This is a genomic window from Mycobacteroides chelonae (assembly GCF_016767715.1).
In the GTDB taxonomy this organism is placed as follows: domain Bacteria; phylum Actinomycetota; class Actinomycetes; order Mycobacteriales; family Mycobacteriaceae; genus Mycobacterium; species Mycobacterium gwanakae.
In genome coordinates this window covers 3071707-3089220 of the sequence record NZ_CP050145.1, presented here as the reverse complement: position 1 = coordinate 3089220, position 17514 = coordinate 3071707, and the positions used below count along the sequence as shown (strand labels likewise).

The 17514-nt window shown below is 65.8% G+C and carries 15 protein-coding genes; 8 read left to right on the top strand and 7 right to left on the bottom strand.

What is annotated here, in order from left to right; genetic code table 11:
- The first annotated feature begins 96 nt into the window (after positions 1–96).
- The 4 genes from HBA99_RS15085 to dxs all read left to right on the top strand — a co-directional run bounded on the left by HBA99_RS15085 (position 97) and on the right by dxs (position 6605).
- The gene (locus HBA99_RS15085; protein ID WP_198541555.1) at positions 97–2091 is read left to right on the top strand and encodes an APC family permease; all 1995 of its coding nucleotides are present in this window, start codon (positions 97–99) and stop codon (positions 2089–2091) included.
- Complete coding sequence (locus HBA99_RS15080) at positions 2092–3258, top strand: class I SAM-dependent RNA methyltransferase (RefSeq protein WP_070952706.1); 1167 nt, start codon at positions 2092–2094, stop codon at positions 3256–3258.
- A 101-nt stretch (positions 3259–3359) separates the two neighbouring features.
- Positions 3360–4658, top strand: a complete 1299-nt coding sequence (gene nhaA, locus HBA99_RS15075; protein ID WP_070952707.1) for a Na+/H+ antiporter NhaA — start codon at positions 3360–3362, stop codon at positions 4656–4658.
- 21 nt (positions 4659–4679) lie between these two features.
- Positions 4680–6605, top strand: a complete 1926-nt coding sequence (gene dxs, locus HBA99_RS15070) for a 1-deoxy-D-xylulose-5-phosphate synthase (protein ID WP_070952708.1) — start codon at positions 4680–4682, stop codon at positions 6603–6605.
- Positions 6606–6630: 25 nt separating this feature from the next.
- Here the strand turns inward: dxs and HBA99_RS15065 are convergent, their stop codons facing one another.
- Positions 6631–7833 carry an HRDC domain-containing protein gene (locus HBA99_RS15065; protein ID WP_070952709.1) on the bottom strand — a complete coding sequence of 401 codons (1203 nt, stop codon included), beginning with the start codon at positions 7831–7833 and terminating at the stop codon, positions 6631–6633.
- A 22-nt stretch (positions 7834–7855) separates the two neighbouring features.
- Positions 7856–8392: a DUF3000 domain-containing protein gene (locus HBA99_RS15060; protein WP_030093765.1), complete on the bottom strand. Its 537-nt coding sequence runs from the start codon at positions 8390–8392 to the stop codon at positions 7856–7858.
- A 106-nt stretch (positions 8393–8498) separates the two neighbouring features.
- On the opposite strand from HBA99_RS15060, the gene hemE reads away from it, so the two are divergent.
- Genes hemE through hemQ form a run of 3 tightly spaced genes read left to right on the top strand, consistent with a single transcriptional unit; the run spans position 8499 to position 11660 of the window.
- Complete coding sequence (gene hemE, locus HBA99_RS15055) at positions 8499–9599, top strand: uroporphyrinogen decarboxylase (protein WP_165615264.1); 1101 nt, start codon at positions 8499–8501, stop codon at positions 9597–9599.
- 5 nt (positions 9600–9604) lie between these two features.
- Positions 9605–10972, top strand: a complete 1368-nt coding sequence (locus HBA99_RS15050; RefSeq protein ID WP_070952737.1) for a protoporphyrinogen oxidase — start codon at positions 9605–9607, stop codon at positions 10970–10972.
- Positions 10965–11660 (top strand): hydrogen peroxide-dependent heme synthase, encoded by a 696-nt coding sequence (hemQ, locus tag HBA99_RS15045; protein ID WP_030093762.1) that lies wholly within the window; start codon positions 10965–10967, stop codon positions 11658–11660. The genes HBA99_RS15050 and hemQ overlap by 8 nt, the downstream gene beginning before the upstream one ends.
- A gap of 57 nt (positions 11661–11717) precedes the next feature.
- On the opposite strand, the gene msrB is transcribed toward hemQ, so the two are convergent.
- Genes msrB through HBA99_RS15025 form a run of 4 tightly spaced genes read right to left on the bottom strand, consistent with a single transcriptional unit; the run spans position 11718 to position 15833 of the window.
- A complete protein-coding gene (msrB, locus tag HBA99_RS15040) occupies positions 11718–12113 on the bottom strand; it encodes a peptide-methionine (R)-S-oxide reductase MsrB (protein WP_198528396.1) in 396 nt (131 codons plus the stop codon).
- The gene (locus tag HBA99_RS15035) at positions 12070–13434 is read right to left on the bottom strand and encodes a glycosyltransferase family 87 protein (protein WP_057966716.1); all 1365 of its coding nucleotides are present in this window, start codon (positions 13432–13434) and stop codon (positions 12070–12072) included. The genes msrB and HBA99_RS15035 overlap by 44 nt, the downstream gene beginning before the upstream one ends.
- Positions 13435–13480: 46 nt before the next feature.
- Positions 13481–15022, bottom strand: coding sequence for an alpha/beta hydrolase (locus HBA99_RS15030; protein ID WP_057966721.1), 1542 nt, complete (start codon positions 15020–15022; stop codon positions 13481–13483).
- A gap of 28 nt (positions 15023–15050) precedes the next feature.
- The gene (locus HBA99_RS15025) at positions 15051–15833 is read right to left on the bottom strand and encodes a pyrimidine reductase family protein (RefSeq protein ID WP_070952710.1); all 783 of its coding nucleotides are present in this window, start codon (positions 15831–15833) and stop codon (positions 15051–15053) included.
- A 141-nt stretch (positions 15834–15974) separates the two neighbouring features.
- Here HBA99_RS15025 and zapE point away from each other — a divergent pair, with 141 nt between their 5' ends.
- Entirely contained in the window at positions 15975–16943 is a 969-nt protein-coding gene (gene zapE, locus HBA99_RS15020) for a cell division protein ZapE (protein ID WP_371258618.1), read from the top strand.
- Here zapE and HBA99_RS15015 read toward each other — a convergent pair.
- Positions 16912–17460, bottom strand: coding sequence for a GNAT family N-acetyltransferase (locus tag HBA99_RS15015; RefSeq protein WP_070952738.1), 549 nt, complete (start codon positions 17458–17460; stop codon positions 16912–16914). The two genes, zapE and HBA99_RS15015, sit on opposite strands and share 32 nt — an antisense overlap.
- Between the last annotated feature and the right edge of the window lie 54 nt (positions 17461–17514).

Sequence of the window (17514 nt, the reverse complement as noted above, 5' to 3'; positions counted from 1 at the left end):
CCAGTCGCAATACTGAACGCCGCGTCACGGCACCCGACACAGCGATGTCAAGTGAGACCGTACCGCGATTGCTCGCGTGGCCTAATGTTGGCGTTCGTGTCTACGCTTTCCAAGCTGTCGACGGCGGCTCGGCGCCTGCTAATCGGCCGACCGTTTCGTAGCGACAGCCTTGGCCATACCCTGCTGCCGAAGCGCATCGCGCTACCGGTTTTCGCCTCCGACGCGCTGTCCTCGGTGGCGTACGCGCCCGAGGAAATCTTCCTGGTGTTGTCGGTCGCGGGGATGTCCGCCTATGCGATGACGCCGTGGATCGGGCTCGCGGTCGCCGCCGTCATGATGGTGGTGGTGGCGAGTTACCGGCAGAACGTGCACGCCTACCCGTCCGGTGGTGGTGACTATGAGGTGGTCACCACCAATCTGGGGCCTACCGCGGGCCTGACAGTCGGCAGCGCCCTACTGGTGGATTACGTGTTGACCGTTGCCGTTTCCATGTCCTCGGCGATGTCGAACATCGGTTCGGCCATTCCGCTTGTCGCGCAGCACAAGGTCACTTTCGCAGTGGTCGCCATCGTGATCCTGATGTCGATGAATCTGCGCGGAGTCCGCGAATCAGGCGCCGCGTTCGCGATTCCCACATACGCCTTCATGGTCAGCATGTACCTCATGTTGGGCTGGGGGCTGTTCCAGATCTACGTACTCGGCACCCCGCTGAAGGCGGAGTCGGCATCCTTTGAGATGCATGGCGAAGGCAGCGGCATCCTGGGCTTCGCGCTGGTCTTCCTTGTCGCGCGGGCTTTCTCGTCGGGTTGCGCGGCACTGACGGGTGTGGAAGCGATCAGCAATGGCGTGCCCGCCTTCCGGAAACCCAAGTCACGCAACGCGGCCACGACGCTGTTGCTCCTCGGCGGCATCGCCATCACCCTGTTTATGGGCATCATCCTGTTGGCCGAGCGCACCGGAGCCAAGATCGCCGAGGACCCTGCCACGCAATTGGTGGGTGCGCCAGCCAACTACCACCAGAAGACCCTGGTCGCCCAGCTGGCCGAGGCGGTGTTCGGTGACTTCCGGATCGGCTTCTTGTTCATCACCGTGGTGACGGCGCTCATCTTGGTGCTGGCCGCCAACACCGCATTCAACGGTTTCCCGGTGCTCGGATCGATTCTGGCGCAGGACCGTTACCTGCCGCGCCAGCTGCACACGCGCGGTGACCGGTTGGCGTTCTCCAACGGCATCATCTTCTTGTCGGCCGTCGCCATCCTGTTCGTGGTGGCGTTCAAGGCCGAGGTGACCGCCCTCATCCAGCTCTACATCGTCGGTGTCTTCGTGTCCTTCACGCTCAGCCAAATTGGCATGGTGCGGCACTGGACCCGGTTGCTCAAGACCGAGACCGACCCGGCGGTGCGCGGCAAGATGATCCGCTCGCGCATCATCAACACCATCGGTTTCATCATGACCGGGGCGGTGCTGCTGGTTGTCCTGGTCACCAAATTCCTTGCCGGAGCATGGATCGCCATCCTGGCGATGGGTCTGCTGTTCGTGCTCATGAAGATGATCCACAAGCACTACAACACGGTGGCGCGCGAGCTGGACAATCACGAGGGTGAGGTGGTGCTGCCCAGCCGCACCCATGCCGTCGTCCTCGTCTCCAAGGTGCATCAGCCGACGCTGCGCGCTTTGGCCTATGCGCGGGCCACTCGTCCCGACGCACTGGAAGCGGTCACCGTCAGCGTCGATGATCGAGACACCCGGGAGCTTGTCAGGGATTGGGAGACAAGCGATATCAGCACCCCGCTGAAAGTGATCGCGTCCCCGTACCGCGAAATCACCCGGCCGATCCTGGACTACGTCAAGCGCATCAGCAAGGAAGCGCCGCGCACAGTTGTCTGCATCTTCATCCCCGAGTATGTGGTGGGGCACTGGTGGGAGCAGGTGCTGCATAACCAAAGTGCGCTGCGACTCAAGGGCCGCTTGCTGTTCGTCCCCAATGTCATGGTGACATCCGTTCCGTGGCAGCTTGACTCGTCCGAACGTCGCCGCGAACTCGACAGGCAGTCCGCACCCGGCGACTCGCGGCGAGGGTTCGACTCCTAGATGGCAATCGGCGAAATTCTCGAAGTCCAGACTGGCGGGCCTGCTAACGGGGGCAGCGTGGTGGCCCGGCACGACGGGCGCGTCATCTTCGTCAGATACGCGTTACCGGGCGAGCGGGTACGTGTCCAGATCACCGATGATCGGCAAGCCAGCTTCTGGCATGGCGCCGCCATTGAGGTCCTCGACCCGTCACCGCACCGCATCGACCCGATATGTCCCATCGCGCACGGTAGTGGCGAATCTGGTTGCTGTGACCTATCTTTCGTCGACCCGGTGTATCTGCGTGAACTCAAGGGCGATGTGGTGAGCCAGCAGCTGGCGCGCCTGGGCAAGTACGAGTGGCAAGGCGTGGCCGAACAGCTGGGAGATGGAGATTCCACCGGCTGGCGGACTCGGGTGCGTTTGGATGTGAATGCCCTGGGCCAGCCCGGTTTTCACCGGTATCACAGTGACGAGCTGGTGACCGACCTGCGCTGTGCCCAGGTTGTGCCGGGGTTGCTCGATGGGCTCGATGAACCGGCTCTCGGCGCGGAGGGGCCGCTGCACGCGGTGATGGACGATCAGGGGCGCCGGCATGTTCTGCGTGGGCGTTCGGTGGTCGAGGGTGAAGACGTCGCGGTTCAGAAAGTGGGGGACCGGCACTGGTTGGTGCCGGTGACGGCTTTCTGGCAGGCGCACCGCGACGCGGCGAACACCTACAGCCAGCTGGTCTCGGAATGGGCCGAGCTGGAACCGGGCATGACCGCTTGGGATTTGTACGGTGGCGTCGGGGTTTTCGCCGCGTCACTGGGAGAAACAGTGGGATCCAAGGGGCGTGTGTTCAGCGTCGACACCTCCCGGCCGGCATTCCGCAGTGCCAAGAACGCTTTGGGAGATCTGCGACAGGTCAGCATGATCTGCGGATCGGTACGCCACGCCCTGCGTGACCTGGGTAAGGCCGATGTCGCGGTGCTGGACCCGCCCCGGGCGGGCGCCGGTCGTGACGTCATCGGGCGAATTGCCGAGGCGGGCGTACCCAGGGTTATCCATATCGGTTGTGAGGCAGCGGCATTCGCCCGCGATGTGGGTTTGTACCTGGAGCGTGGATATCAGGTGCGTGAGTTGCGGCTGTTCGATGCGTTCCCACTGACTCACCACATCGAAAGCTTTGCGCTGCTCACCCGCTGAGACAGCGGCAAGTGTAAAGATCTTATAAAGTAGGTCCCTAGGTGTGCCGGGAAGTCTGGTCGGCGGAACTTTGCCCTGCCACGAGGAACGGACACCGAGCCATGCGCCTGCGCCAACGCGTCTTCACCCGCGGATCGTGGGCGGAGTCCTCTCGGGCCGCGGAGATCCTGCGCAAGGAAACCGTCGGCGGTGTGCTGCTGGTGGTGGCCGCGGTGACCGCACTGCTGTGGGCCAACTCGCCGTGGAGCTCCTGGTACTACCGGCTGGGGGCCATCACGGTCGGGCCGGAGCGCTTGCACCTGAATCTCACCCTGGCGGGCTGGGCGACCGACGGGCTGTTGGCCATTTTCTTCTTCGTTGTGGGGGTCGAACTCAAACGCGAGTTCGTGGCGGGCGATCTACGCGACCCGGGACGAGCGGCCTTGCCGATCGTCGCGGCGGTCGGCGGCATGCTCGTTCCGGCCACCATCTATCTGGCGGTCAACGCACCGGGCGGTGGAGAGGCCGTGCGTGGCTGGGCGATACCGACCGCCACCGATATCGCCTTCGCGCTCGCTGTGCTCGCCGTGATTTCTACCCATCTGCCCTCGGCGCTGCGCACCTTCTTGCTCACCCTGGCGGTGGTTGACGACCTGCTGGCCGTCATCGTGATCGCGGTGTTCTACACCGATGAGCTGCACTGGGCGCCACTGGGCCTGGCGCTCATCCCGCTCGCGCTGTTCGCGGTGGCGGTGCAGCGCCGCCGCCGGGAATGGTGGCTGCTGGTACCGCTGGCGCTGGCGACCTGGGCGCTGGTACACGCCTCGGGGGTGCACGCGACGGTGGCGGGTGTGCTCTTGGGATTCACCGTTCCTGTCCTCAGGCGTGATGGCCGTACCGATGTACATGGGATGGCCGAGCGATTCGAGCATCGGATGCGACCGGTGTCCGCGGGTGTGGCGGTACCGGTGTTCGCATTCTTTGCCGCGGGTGTCACCCTGGGCGGCTTCGCCGGGCTGTGGCAGGCGCTGCGGGATCCGGTGGCGCTGGGCGTGGTGCTGGGCCTGGTGGTGGGTAAACCTATTGGCATCTTCCTCACCACCTACCTGCTGGCGCGGTTCACGCGCGCGAGTCTCGACGACGACCTCAGCTGGCTCGACATCGCCGGCGTGGCGCTGCTCGCGGGCATCGGATTCACGGTGTCCCTGCTCATCGGCGAACTGGCGTTCGGCACCGGGTCGGCTGCCGAGCACGTCAAGGTCGGTGTATTAGCCGGATCGTTGACCTCGGCGGCAGTCGCCTCCGTGGTGCTGCGGCTGCGTAACCGCGCGTATCGGCGGATCGAGGCCAAGGAGACCCTTGACGCAGATCACGATGGAGTACCCGATGTTTTTGGCTCCGCTCCAAGCGACCGAATCTGAATCGCTGCGTAGACTGTCCTGATGCTTGACGACATCAGAGGACCGGGTGACCTGCAGGGTCTCTCGAAGCGAGAGCTGGACTTACTCGCCGACGAGATCCGCGAGTTCCTGATCCATAAGGTCGCCGCGACCGGCGGCCACCTTGGACCCAACCTGGGCGTCGTCGAGCTGACTCTGGCCCTGCATCGCGTCTTCGAGTCCCCGTATGACCCGATTGTCTTCGACACCGGTCATCAGGCGTACGTGCACAAGATCCTCACCGGGCGTTCTGGTGACTTCGACACGCTGCGGCAGAAGGACGGCTTGTCCGGATATCCATCGCGTGCCGAAAGCGAGCACGACTGGGTGGAATCCAGCCACGCCTCGACCGCGCTGTCGTACGCCGATGGACTCGCGAAGGCATTCGAACTGACCGGCCAGCGCCGCCGACATGTGGTCGCGGTGGTCGGCGACGGCGCGCTCACCGGCGGCATGTGCTGGGAGGCCCTGAACAACATCGCCGCCGCCGCGCATCGGCGCATCATCATCGTCGTCAACGACAACGGGCGCAGTTATGCGCCGACCATCGGTGGGCTCGCCTCGCACCTGGCGGGGCTGCGGCTCACCCCCTCGTACGAGAAGGTGCTCGACGAGAGTAAGAAGCTGCTGCGCGGCATGCCGGTGGTCGGACCGCTGGCGTATGCGTTGATGCACAGCCTCAAGGTCGGGGTCAAGGACGCGGTGTCACCGCAGGTGATGTTCACCGATCTGGGCATCAAATACGTTGGGCCCGTTGATGGCCACGACGAGCAGGCGGTGGAGGACGCGCTGCGCCGCGCCCGTGGATACGGTGGCCCGGTCATCGTGCACGTGATCACCCGCAAGGGGATGGGGTATGCGCCGGCCGAGGACGACGAGGCCGAGCAGATGCACTCCACCGGCATCATCGACCCGAAAACCGGCCGCTCCATCAAGGCGTCGGCGCCAGGCTGGACATCGGTGTTCTCCGACTCACTCATCGAGGTGGCGAGCGAACACCGCAACATCGTGGCGATCACCGCGGCCATGCCGGGCCCGACGGGGCTCAGCAAGTTCGGTGAGCGTTTTCCCGATCGGCTGTTCGACGTCGGTATCGCCGAGCAGCACGCCGTCACCTCCGCGGCCGGGCTCGCGATGGGTGGCCTGCACCCCGTGGTCGCGATCTACTCCACCTTCCTGAACCGTGCGTTCGATCAGGTGATGATGGACGTTGCGCTGCACAAGCTTCCGGTGACGTTCGTACTGGACCGGGCCGGTATCACGGGAAGCGACGGGGCCAGCCACAACGGCATGTGGGACCTGTCGATTCTGAACGTGGTGCCCGGCATGCGGGTCGCGGCGCCGCGTGATGCGTCGCGGCTGCGTGAGGAGCTGACCGAGGCGCTGGCGATCGATGACGGACCGACCGCGCTGCGGTTCCCGAAAGGCGAAGTCGGGGAGGATATCCCGGCGGTCGAGCGACGCGATGGTGTCGACATACTTGCGCGGCCGCTTAGCGGATTACACGCCGATGTGCTGTTGGTGGCGGTCGGCTCGTTCGCCTCGACAGCGTTGGCGACGGCCGAGAGGCTCGGCAAGCAGGGAATCGGCGTGACCGTCGTCGATCCGCGCTGGGTGCTTCCGGTGCCCGGCCATGTGATCGAGCTGGCTCGCCAGCACCGGTTGGTGGTGACGCTGGAAGACAGCGGCGTGCACGGCGGAGCGGGTAGCGCGGTGGCTGCGGCGATGCAGGATGCCGATGTGGATATTCCGGCCCGCAATATTGGTGTGCCGCAACAGTTCCTGGATCACGCATCGCGCGGGCAGGTCCTTGAGCAGCTCGGTTTGACCGATCAGCACATTGCCCGCAAGATCACCGGTTGGGTGGCCGCGATGAGCCGCGAGATCGGGGAGAGCACCGTGAACCCGGCCACGCAGCAGGTCGACTAACTCTGAGTCCCGCCTTTCGGCGCGTTCAGCCGGTCAGTGCTTCGGTCAGTATCGGGACGGTCAGTTCCCGCTGCCATGGGCGGGCGCCGTGGCCGGCGAGTAGTTCCTCGACGTCTCCGTTGCCGTCCCAGTCCCAGCAGAGCCGCCGCACGATTTCCGGGGTGACGATGTTCTCCACGGGTACCGAGATCTGCTCGGAGAGCGCCGACAGGGCCGTGCGCGCGGCTTCCAGGCGGGCGTAGGCCTCGGGCTTGCGTCGCGACCACCGCGATACCGGCGGTGGCCCGGTGGTGGGTTCATTGACCGGCGGCGGGGCGTCCGCGTTGCGTGCCTTCGCCAGCGCTGCGAGCCATCGGTCGGCCTGCTGTTTCTGTCGGGGACCGCCGAAGACCGGGAGAGCGATCAGTTCGTTGCGTGTCTTCGGATCTGCCATGGCAGCTTCCACGATTGCCGAATCGGGCAGTGTACGTCCAGGGGCCACATCGCGTGCCCGGGCCAGTTCGTCACGGCTGAGCCATAATTCGCGTACCGCCGCCAACTGTCCGGGCTTGCGAACCTTGTGGATTCCGGAGGTGCGACGCCAGTTGTCCCGTCGGGTCGCCGAGGCCGGTGTGTGCGCCAGGTACTCGAATTCCTGCCGGGCCCACTCGGTCTTGTCTTGTTCGGCCAGAACCTCGGCGATCTTCTCGCGTAGCTCGACGAGCACCTCGACGTCCAGCGCCGCGTAGTTGAGCCAATCGTCCGGTAGCGGACGTTTAGACCAGTCGGCGGCGCCATGTCCCTTGGCCAGGCCCAGTCCCAGCAGTCGATGGACCATCGCGGCCAGGTTCACCTTCTCGAAACCGGCCAGCCGCCCGGCTAATTCGGTGTCATAGAGCGACGGCGGTCTCATTTCCAGTTCGGCCAGGCAGGGCAGATCCTGGTCGGCGGCGTGCAAGATCCACTCGTCGGCACCCAGCACCTCGACGATTGGCCCGAGTGCGTCCGGAACGTTGGTCGGATCCAGCAGCACGGTTCCGGCTCCGCGGCGGCGTATCTGGATCAGGTAGGCCCGGTTGGAGTACCGGAATCCCGAAGACCGCTCCGCGTCGACCGCAAATGCGCCCGTCCCGGATGCCAAACGTTTAGCCGCCATACGGATCTCATCCGTTGACGCGGTGATTGGCGGCACCCCTTCGGCGGGGCGAAGCAGTGGTGTCGGTTCGGGAAGCTCGGAGTCGTTGTCCATATCTGAGTCAGCAGCGTAGGCGCTAAGCGCGGTGGCGCGACCCCAGGTCGGTCACACCTACCGGTGGCAGGCCCGCCGCATGCTCCAGCACCTCGCAGAATGCCTCGACGTGGGTTTCGATATCGGTACCGGTGGCGGTCCAGGACGCCCGCAGCTCCAACTGGTGAGCGCGCCCCGGGCCGGCGATATCGCCGTAGCGGACCGAGGTGGTTGCGGTCACGGTTCCACCCAACGCCGTCAGATCTGTGGTGCGGGTGTTCAGGGCGTCCACGAGCCAGCTCCACGCAACTTCCGGTAGCAACGGGTCCACGGCCTCGGTGGCGTCCAGATCGGCCTGGATGTAGGCGACCAGCCGCATCGTGCCGTTCCACGCCTCATCACCCTCCGGGTCGTGCAGCAGGATTAGCCTGCCAAACGCATCACCTTCGGATTGTTCGGGCACGTTATCGGTGTCGAGGTGCTTGATTTCCGCGCCGAGCGCATAGCTGAACGGAGCCAATCGTTGCGGGGGACGAATAGTGCCCAGCTCGATCTCCGGACGCACGGTCACGGAGTTCATCGCGTCGACCGCCGCGCGGAACGGGGCTGGTTCGGCAGACGTCACAGCAATGGACGGTAGCGCGCTGGGCCGACATGCTCCCGCAGGCGCGCCGTGCAAGGTTGCCATGGCAGCATGGGCAGTGATGACCGGATTGAATGAAGATCGCGCGACGGAGGCAAAAACCCGTCGTGAGCTGCCGCTTTCTCCCTATCTGGCGGCTGCCGCCGGAAGAGCCCCCAGCCGCCCCCCGGTGTGGTTCATGCGGCAGGCCGGGCGTTCGCTGCCCGAGTACCGCGCGGTGCGCGCCGACCACGCCATGCTGGACGCTTGTTTTAATCCTGAACTGGTTTGCGAGATCACGCTCCAGCCGATCCGCCGGCACCAGGTTGATGCCGCCATCTTGTTCTCCGACATCGTGGTCCCGCTCAAGGCGGCCGGTATCGATCTGGACATCGTTCCCGATGTGGGGCCCGTGATCGCCAACCCGGTGCGCACCACCGCCGATGTGGCGAAGCTGCCCCGCCTGGAGCCCGGACAGGTCGAGGCCGTCAGTGATGCCGTGCGACTGCTGCTCGCCGAGCTGGGCGCGACGCCACTGATCGGTTTTGCCGGTGCCCCCTTCACGCTGGCCTCCTATCTGGTCGAGGGCGGCCCGAGTCGTCACCATCAGCGCACCAAGGCGCTGCTGCAGGGCGACCCGCAGACCTGGCATGCCTTGATGACCGCGTTGACCGATGTCACCATCGCCTTCCTGCGTGCACAGCTCGACGCCGGTGTGGACGCGCTGCAACTGTTCGACTCGTGGGCCGGTGCGTTATCGCTGGCCGACTACCGTTCAGCTGTGTTGCCGCACAGCACAAGGATTTTCGATGAATTCGCGCATGAGGGCGTACCCATGACGCACTTCGGAGTGGGCACCGCCGAGCTATTGGGCGCCATGGGAGAGGCCGGCGCTACCGTGGTCGGTGTGGACTGGCGCACCCCGCTGGATGTGGCGGCGGGTCGGGTCGGCGCTGGAAAAGCCTTGCAGGGCAACCTCGATCCTGCGGTACTGCTGGCCGGGTGGCCGGTGGTGGAGCGTGAGGTGCGCCGGATTGTCGCCGAGGGCCGCCAGGCAGTGGCTGACGGTGCCGCGGGACATATCTTCAATCTGGGACACGGCGTGCTGCCGGATACCGATCCGGTAGTCCTCACCGATGCGGTGGCGCTGGTGCATTCGTTGTGACCTCAGTGGCACGGTCGTCCTCATCCTCCATTGCCGTTGTGGGGGGCGGTATTTCGGGGTTGACGGCGGCATATCGGCTGCGGTGCGAACTCGGCGATGGTCCGCGCATCACCGTGTACGACCCCGCCGAGCAGCTTGGTGGAATTCTTCGCACCATCACCCTGGGTGAGCATCGAGTCGACATCGGCGCCGAGGCATTCATCACCCGGCGCCCCGAGGTACTGGATCTCCTGGATGAACTGGGACTGGCCGACCGCAAGATCGATACCACCGGTGCGCGGCCGCTCATCTACGCCGGCGGCAGTCTGCACCCGCTGCCCGCGCGAACAGTGAACGGCATCCCGGCCTCGGGGTCTTCGGTGGTGGGCCTCGTCGACGAGGAGACCGTGGCGCGCATCGACAGCGAGCCTGAGCGCGATATGCACTGGACCGTGGGCGCCGATCCCACCGTTGCCGACCTGGTCTCGCTGCGATTCGGGCCGCAGGTGGTCGCGCGGCTCGTCGACCCCCTGCTCGGTGGGGTGTACGCGGGTTCGGCCGCGACGACCGGCCTGCGGACCGCCGCGCCCGGGATAGCCCGGGCCCTCGACGAGGGGGCCGGCAGCCTGCTGGTCGCCGCCCGGCAAGCATTGCCGCCGATATCGGCCACCGGCATCTTCGGTGCCATCGACGGCGGCTACACGGTGCTGGTGGAAGAACTGTGGCGCCGCGCCCGCGCCGAACACCGGCGGCTCGCGGTGACTGGCATCGCGCGTGACGGTGAGAGTTGGGCGGTCACCGGCGACGGCGCATCTGAGCACGCGGACGTGGTCGTTGTCGCGGTCCCCGCGCCTCGCGCCGCGGATATCCTCGATGCGGTGGCACCCGAATCGGCGGAGGCTGCGCGCGCCGTCTCGGTGGCGTCCTCGGTGGTCGTGGCACTGACGTTGCCCGGCGACGCCCCCATTCCGGCCAACTCCGGCGTGCTCGTCGCATCCGGAGAAGCCTTACACACCAAGGCCTTGACGTTCTCGACCGGCAAGTGGGGGATGCGCGGACGAAGCACCCAGGTGGTGCGTTTGTCCTACGGGCGTTTTGGCGACACCGTGGCGCGAGCCACCAGCGACGAGCAGCTGCTGCACTGGGCCGTCACCGACCTCGAAACCGTGCTGGGCGCGTCGGTGACGCCCATCGATACGGCGCTGGCCCGCTGGATCGACGCCATGCCGCAGTACGGACCCGGCCACGCTGACGTCGCCGACGCCATCCGCGGCGGGTTGCCGCCGGGGATCGCCGTGGCTGGCTCGTACCTGGACGGAATTGGAGTACCGGCTTGTGTGTCCTCCGCCTCTCGAGCGGCACAGGACAGCGTGGCACGATGGGGGCATGGCTAGCCTCGATTTCGACACCCTCAACTCGACCATTCGCTACCTGATGTTCTCGGTGTTCCAGGTGCGCGAAGGAGGGTTGGGCGAGGACCGCGACGGTGCCGCCGACGAGGTGGCCACCCTGATCAAACGGCATGAGGACGATGGTGTCGTGGTTCGCGGCATCTACGACGTGGCAGGCCTGCGCGCCGACGCCGACTTCATGATCTGGTCGCACGCCGAGTCCATCGAGAAGCTGCAGGCGCTGTACAGCGATTTCCGTCGCACCACCGCCCTGGGCCGGGCCAGCACCCCGGTATGGAGCAATGCGGCCCTGCACCGGCCGGCCGAGTTCAACAAGAGCCACATCCCGGCGTTTCTCGCGGGGGAGGAGCCCGGCGCCTACATCTGCGTGTATCCCTTTGTGCGGTCCTACGATTGGTACCTGCTGCCCGATGAGGAGCGGCGCAAGATGCTCGCCGATCACGGTATCGCCGCGCGTGCTTACAAGGATGTGCGTGCCAACACCGTGCCCGCCTTCGCGCTCGGCGACTACGAGTGGCTGCTGGCCTTCGAGGCACCCGAGCTGTATCGCATCGTCGACCTGATGCGCGATTTGCGTGCCACCGAGGCCCGGTTGCACGTGCGCGAGGAGACGCCGTTCTTTACCGGCCCGCGGGTCTCTGCCGAGGAACTCGTCGCCCGGCTTCCCTAGACCATTTCGCCGAGACCGAGGTTATGGCGAATTTGTGCGAGACGAAACCGCCACAACCTAGGTTTCGGCGGGCTGCAGGCGCAGAGAGATCGAGTTAATGCAGTAGCGCTGATCGGTAGGCGTGGGATAGCCCTCGCCCTCGAACACGTGCCCTAGGTGGCTGTGGCAGTTGGCGCACAGCACCTCGACCCGGCGCATGCCCAGCGACTTGTCCGGCTTCAGGATCACCGCATCCGAGTTGGCCGGGTCGAAGAACGACGGCCAGCCGCAATGGGATTCGAACTTCTCGGTGCTGCGGAACAGTTCGGCCCCGCATGCTCGGCAGGCGTACACGCCCTCGGTCTTGGTGTCGGTGTACTCACCGACGAAAGGGCGTTCGGTGCCGGCCCGGCGCAGCACCGCGAACTCGTCAGGAGTCAGTCGCTCCCGCCACTGTTCGTCGGTCAGATTCACCTTCGGGTCGTTCGATGTCGTCATCGTCCGCTGACTCCTTAGTGCCTATCGCCGCGCCCATCCAGTCTGGATCTAGCCCGCTATCCAGTGTGCCAGCGGCCTTGGCATCCCGATACCGAAGCACCAGCACCATCATCACGACGATGAGCAGCAGGCACCATCCGTAGGTGATCTTCAGATACTCCAGGGCGCGACCCGTGGTGGGCCAATGCACCAGCAGCCAGCGGTCCATGGAGAAGAACCCGTAGATCGCCAGCCAGGCCGGCCAATTCCGCAACACCGAATTGGGCAGCACGATCGTCATCACGAACGGGAACAGCGCCATCGAGTAGTAGCCCTGTCCCAGCCCCAGCAGCAGGAACGAGGCCGTCAGCACCACACCACCGGTGGTCAGCGCCCAGAACCGGGGGTCGCGGCGGCGGTAGTACTTGTAGAGGAGCCACACACTCGCCAGGGCGATCAGTAGGAACGCGATGCGCAGCACGGCGGTCAATGGTGCGGGAAGCCCGTAGTACACGGCGTTTCCGGCGATGGAGCTGTTGAAGTAATCGCGGGTTTCGCCCAGGTATTTCACGGTGCGCCGCAAGTAGTCCCAGCCGTCGACGATCCTGACCTTGTGCGGGCCGAACATCGCGACCGCGTTGAAGAACGCGGGGATGCCGAAAGCGGCGACGAACACCCGCCACTGCCGGTTGAGTAGCGGCAACAACAACAGCGGTAACAGCAGCGGTTTGATCACCAGTGTCAGCCCGATCGCGACACCGGCCAGCCAATCGGACTTCGCGTTCCCATTGAGCAGCCAGCGGAAGAACAGCACCTCGAGCAGCAGCATCACACCGTTGATGTTGGTGAAAACCAGTGTGTTGGTGACACTCTCGGTGCAGAACATGGCCAGCAGCAGCGCGGGCGCGGCGACCGAGGTCAGTGTGAAGTTGAACAGCCGCAGCAGGAAGTAGGCCGCGATCACGATGGCGACGGCGTTGATGCTGATGAACCAGTACCGCGACGCGTCAACGGGCAGATACCCGAACGGGGAGAGCAGCAGCGTGCCGCCGGGCGGATAGATGTAATGCGGATCGACGTAGCTGAAGTTCTCGTTGTACACCGGCTGGTGCCGTTTGAAGGCGATGACGGCCCGGTACACCGGCCCGAAGTCGTCGGTGATGTAGCCGTTGGTGCCCAGCACGTAGGCGCGGTGAATGATCGACATGATCGCGACGGGCCACAGCACCGACCGCAGGATCGTCGCGACCGATGGCGGTGCGGTCGGAGGTTTCAACGAGTTCTTGAAGCCCGAAATGAACGTATCGACTGACACCACGCAGGCACCGTACCTTGAGCGCCCGGTGCAGTTCCGGCAAGTACGACTAGGCCGGGCAGAACGTGTCGGTCTCGGGGAGCTTTCCGTCGTTGAGATATGCCAGGGCGGGTGGCTGCGCGCATCCGGTGTAGACAATCGCGCCGTGGCCGATGCCCTGCCACATGACGCGCTTGCTGGCCGCCTTGGCGTTGATGATCACCGCGGCGGTCGCCGAGACGCCCTCGCTACCGGAGATCGGGTCGTGTTGTCCGCCCAGGATGAGCACGTTGATTTTCAGGTCCTGTGGAGGGTTCGGCTTGGATCCGCTGGGCCATTGCAGGCAGTTCACCAGTTCTAGGGCGGACGTGCGCCCGAACAGCGGGTACTGCTTGCCCCAGGCCACCACCAGCTCGCGTACCCGGTCGGGGGTGGGCCGTGCCAGCGAGTCACTGCACGAGTTCACGAACTGTCCGTCGGAATCGCGCAGCGCGTTGGCCCGGTCCACCAGCGGGGTGAGCGCGCCGCTATCGGGACCGCGCGCCGCGTTCAGCGCATTCGCGAGGTTCTGCACGACGGCGGTGCCGTCGCCGACCGGATATGCCAGCGCGGTGGTGATCGCCCTGACAACCGTCGCCCGCGACCACGGCAGTCCGCCGTTCTGAGCGCGGTTCAGCAGGTCGCCGACGGCACCCGCGGGATCGGGTCCCAGTGGGCAGTTGTTCGCCACACACTGGGCCGCGAATGCGTCGAATGCGGATTGCTGGCCCTTGAGTCGCTGCTCGGCGGCGGCCTCGGCGGTGATGTCGGCGGCCACCGGCGAGTCGAGCATCAGCCGGGCGACCTTGTTGGGATGGGATCCCGCGTACGCCAGTGCGACTCGGGCACCGCTGCCGATGCCGAGGAGCGCCAGGTTGGGCACATCCCATTGGGCGCGGAGCGCCTCCAGGTCTTCTGCGGCGTGCGCGTCGTTGTAGGCGGAGTCGCCGGGGGAGATGGTGTCGGTGCAGTTGGTGGTCGCGGTCTCGACGATCTTGCCCAGGCTCGCTACCGGATCGTCTCCGCCACGGTTTTGCGCCAAGTCCCGCATATCCCGCAGATCCCAGGTGTCACGGCACGTGATGGCATCGGATCGTCCGATACCGCGGCGATCGACCGCGACGACGGGACGTTGCCTGAGCACCTGTGCGCCGGGCCCGTTGAGCCATGTCGCCAGCTGCACCGAGGAGGGGAGATCCGAGCCGGTGGTGAACACCAGCGGGCCCGCGTCGGCAGGTGTCTGCGAGGTCTTGGCACGCACCGCGCCCAGGGTCACGCTGCCCGGTGCGCCGTTGATCGGATCCAGCGGGGCCTTGTACTCGGCGCATTCGAGCGTGAATGTCGGCGACGTGGTGATGTTGGCGCTGCCGAGCACCTCACGGGTGCAGTCCTGCCAGGACAGGTCGACCTTCGGTTTGTCGATGGACGGCGGGCCGTCCGGCGGTGCTGTGGTGGCGGGGCCGACATTTCCGTGGCCCTCGTCCATGGCGAAATGCGGTCCCGCCGAGGGGCCGGGAGCACACCCAGCCAGTATCACGGCAACCGCCATCGCCCCCGTCAGCCGTGCACGCATGCCGACCACAGTATCGGGTGAATGTTCCTCAAGCCCGGACGTGCCGCGTGAAGAGGTAGCCGTCCGCATCCGCGAGCAGCAACACCCGCCGCCATGACGTGAGTACTTCGGTGGGGCTGGACACGATCCGGGCCCCACCGCCGCCGACCGTGGTGGGCGCCACCGTCAGGCACAGCTCGTCGACGAGATCGGCCGCGAGCAGGGTGCCGAGCAATGACGGGCCGCCCTCACACAGCACCCGGGACAGACCGCGACGGTGCAGCTCTGCCAACGCGGCGCGCAGATCGACCTTCCCGGCATGCTCGGCGACGAGGACCTGTGCATCGGACACGCGGGAGGCGACGTTCGCTGCCCCGGCCGCTGTGGTCACCACGATGGGCGCGACCTCCGACTCGGTGAACAGGGGAGTGCTTGGGTCTACCGTTCCCGACCCCGTGACCACGGCAATCACCGGAACCTCACCCTGTCCACGGGCCTGGCGGCGCTGGCGCAGCCCGACCGGCAGATGCGCGCCGTGATAGCGCTCGGCCCGCACGGTGCCCGCCCCGACGAGAATCACATCGGCGTTGGCGCGCATGGCCGCGAACACCGCGCGATCGCCGTCGCCGCCAAGTCCACCGGACAATCCGGTCACCGTCGCCGCGCCGTCCAGGCTGCCAATCATGTTGGCGCGCACGCAAAGTGCATTGCCGTTGGGGTAGTCGTACAGGTTGGCCAGCTCGCTGGGATCCTCGGGTGTACCGGTGGTCAGCTGTGTGAGCTGTATCCCAGCTGGGCCCCGAATCGCCTCTTCACCGTCACTGTCGGCCACAAAGAGATCTCAACACGCCGTTACGCTGCCCGTGTGACTGATCCGCAATCCGGTGCCGCTCCGGGCCATTTCCCGTCGCTTCGCTCGCCCGGGAACCCCCAGCACCTTGCTGACCGGCACCCCACCGTCTCCAACGAGCGGCTGATTGCCCAGCTGGTGCCGCCTCCGACGTTCACTTCGGTGAGTTTCGACTCGTACCGGCCCGACCCCAACGAGCCGACGCAGGCCGCGGCGGTGGAATCGTGCCGCGCTTTCGCTCAGGAGGCGACGACCCGCCGTGCGGGTAAGAAGAAGCTGTTCGGCAAGCGCGAGGTACTGCCCGGGGTCGGGATCTATCTCGACGGCGGGTTCGGTGTCGGTAAGACGCACCTTTTGGCGTCGATCTATCACACCGTTCCCGGCCCCAAGGCGTTCGCGAGCTTCGGAGAATTGACGCAGGTAGCAGGAGTCTTCGGCTTCCTGGAGTGCATCGAGCTGCTGTCGGACTACACGGTGGTGTGCATCGACGAGTTCGAGCTGGATGACCCGGGCAACACCACGCTGGTGTCGCGGCTGCTCTCGGAGCTGGTGGCGCGCGGAGTGTCGATTGCCGCGACCTCCAACACGCTGCCCGAGCAGCTCGGTGAGGGTCGCTTCGCGGCACAGGACTTCCTGCGCGAGATCAACACGCTGTCGGCGATCTTCAACACCGTGCGGGTCGAGGGGCCCGATTACCGGCACCGCGACCTACCACCGGCTCCCGAGCCGCACACCGATGACGAGCTTCGTGGGCTGGCGGCATCTATTGATGGCGCTACCTTCGACCAGTTCGACGATCTATGCCGGCACTTGGCGAGCATGCATCCGTCGCGGTATCTGACGCTGATCGAAGGGGTGACAGCGGTGTTCATCGCGGGCGTGGAGCAGGTGCACGATCAGGCGGTGGCGCTGCGGATCGTTGCCCTGACGGATCGCCTGTACGACGCGGGCATCCCGGTCGAGGCCTCGGGGGCGAAGCTGGACACGATCTTCGATGACGAGATGGTGGCCGGCGGTTTCCGCAAGAAATACTTGCGCGCCACCTCACGGCTACTGGCGCTCAGCGCGGCGCCGCTACCGAGTTCTCTATGACCCGCTGCATCACGTAGTCGTTCTCCAGACGCTCGCCCACCTGGAATGTTTTGGTACCGCTGCGGTTGAAGCCGTGCTTGGCGTAAAAGCGCTGTGCGCGTTCATTTTCCTGGTTGACGCCCAGCCAGACTCCCGTCGCGCCGCGCGCGGCGGCTTCGGCAAGGGCCGCGTCCATCAGCGCGCCCGCCACCCCTGCCTGATGGAATTCGGGCAGCACATACATCTTGGAGAGCTGCATCGCGGGCCGCAGGGTGACGGCCCGCTGCACGTCGGGATCCTCGGCGACGCCTTCCACGAGCATCGCGTACCCGACGATGACGCCGTTCTCACGTGCTGCCAGTACCCGGTGCTCTCGGATGTACTCGTCGAAGTTGCTCGTGCTGAGGTTGGCGGCGATGAATGCCGCGATGTCCTCCGGCGTTGAGGAGGGTGGACATGCGAGTGGGAAGGTGCGGGCGGCGACGGCCGCGACTTCTGCGCTGTCGGCAGCCGTCGCGGTGCTGACCTGAATCGGCATGACCGGCACGCTACCTATACTTGGCGCGGTTCCGAGACTGCGACCCATGTTGAT